This window comes from Lutibacter sp. B1, assembly GCF_012524075.1.
GTDB lineage: Bacteria > Bacteroidota > Bacteroidia > Flavobacteriales > Flavobacteriaceae > Lutibacter.
Genome location: NZ_JAAZUI010000067.1, coordinates 1 through 2170 on the forward strand (window position 1 = coordinate 1; position 2170 = coordinate 2170).

Genomic DNA, 2170 nt, shown 5'->3' on the forward strand with positions numbered 1-2170 from the left:
CGTTGGCATACATTACTGAAAAAAAACTATAAAAAGATATAAAATTGGACAAAACATTAAAAACCTTACACTTAAGACTTGATAGTACTTCAAAGTCTTTAACAAAAAATGCAATATCACAATTAATAATTAAAATTTTATATTCTAATCAAAGTGCTCTTTCTTTAAGTGAAATTGAAGCTAAAATAGAGAAAATCCTTAAAACAAAAATAGCAATTGAAAGAACCGAAAAAAGCCTGTCAAAACTTGAAGAACAAAAAGAAATTGAGTTTTCTAATAAAAAATATAAATTAACTAGAAAAAATAGAAAAACATTAGATAAAAGATATACCGAATCTAAAGATAGATTAGAACGAATTACTCAAAAATACTTTTATCCTTTTCATTCTACTAAAGAAAACGTAATTGAATGGTTTTCAGATTCAACAATTGAATTTTTTAAGTCATATTCAGCTGATTGGATTTCTGATTTATGTTATTCAAAATCTAATAAAATAAAGACTAAAAGTAAAGATATTTTTAAACATATTGAAAGAAGAACAAAGAATAACAATAACATTGAAAAAGAAGATGTCAATTCTTTAATTGAAAAATTTATTGACTGTTTGACAAATCAAAAAGATACAGATATTGACGCTTACCTTTGGGAGTATGGAACATCCGCATTTTCAGCTAACTTACTCCAATCTTCTATTGGCGCAGACCCGATTTCAATTAGTGCATTTAGTGATTCAAAATGTATTTTAGATACTAATATACTGATTGATATAGGACTAGAAGCAAGTGAATACTTTGAAGCTTTTAAGAAGTTAGACAAAATTTTTTCCAAATTAAATATTAAACCAGGATACTTACATATTACTAAAGATGAATATATCAATACTGTTGACCAAATCAATAAAGAAATTGTTAGAAATGTGTCTAAATTTGATTATTCAGTAATAAAAGAAAGTGATGATAAATTTATTAAATCTGCTGTCGCAAGAGGTTGTCACCTTAATGAAGATTTCAATACTTTTTGCTCTCAAATTGGAGAACCACCAAAAAGAATAGATGATATCATTGAAATAGTTGAGTTTAATGATGACGAAAACCTTAATAATGCTATTCAATTAGCTCAAAAAGATGAGAGAAAAAAGAATGAGTTAAACACTATATATTTCAACACAACTAATAAAGATAAAAGAGAAGCTCCTTTAATCCACGATGTTGGATTAATCGCTGGTACGGAATATTATAGAAAAAATGAAAAAGCTTTTATAATTTCACAAGAAGTTTCAATAAATAAATACTCTCATTCTAAACCACATATTAACAATCTTCCATTGGCAATTAAATTAGAAACCCTAATTAATATGCTTGCTATTGATAATGGAGGAACAGATGTTAACCCTAATGATTTTTCAAATTTATTTGCAGATATGATTAGGCTGAATTTGCAACCAGAAAAAAACACATTTGAATTAAGTGATTTATCTAAAATTTTAGACACTGAATTGCAAATTGACCAACTTCCTCCTGAAGAAATAATAAAAATAGCAAATTCTCTTCATCAAAATATAAGTCAAGGACTTTCAGATGAAGAAGTAGGTCTACAATTAAATAGACAATTTCAAGAAGTAAAATTGAAATTTGTTGATGATTTAGATATGGCAAAAATAGAGTTAGCACAAGAAAAAAAGGAAAAAGAAAAAAACAAAAAAAAATTAACAAAAACAGAAATTGCATTAAGAAAAAGAATCAAAGAGGAAGAACTTAAAAAATATGAAAAGGAAATCTCAAAAAACAAATTAATTTTTTACATTTTAATTCCGATTTCTGTCACCATATTTACTTTAGTTGGTATTTATTTTTATAACAATAATACAGAACAATCAAATTTTCAAAACTTTTACATTGGTTTAATTGGAAATATTGCGTTTTGGTTACTAACTTCATTCATTTTTACCAAACCTAAATTGCGAAAAGCTAATGAAATAGGAAAAAATCAAATTGAAAATGAAATTGACAAAAGATTAGAAGAAGAAACAAAGTAACGATATGCCAACAATGGCTAAAAAAAATTGCTTAATTCAATAAAATAGAATGTTTCTAAAACAAAATAATATTAAATTTAAACAGCGGAAAATTACGGTTTCAAAACCGCAACTTTTCCTAGCCTAAACCGTTG

1 protein-coding gene is annotated in these 2170 nt (G+C 25.8%); it reads left to right on the forward strand.

Annotated features, from left to right (window positions below; translation table 11 throughout):
- The first annotated feature begins 44 nt into the window (after positions 1-44).
- Entirely contained in the window at positions 45-2036 is a 1992-nt protein-coding gene (locus tag HGB55_RS14725) for a hypothetical protein (protein WP_168817797.1), read from the forward strand.
- The last annotated feature ends 134 nt before the right edge of the window (positions 2037-2170 follow it).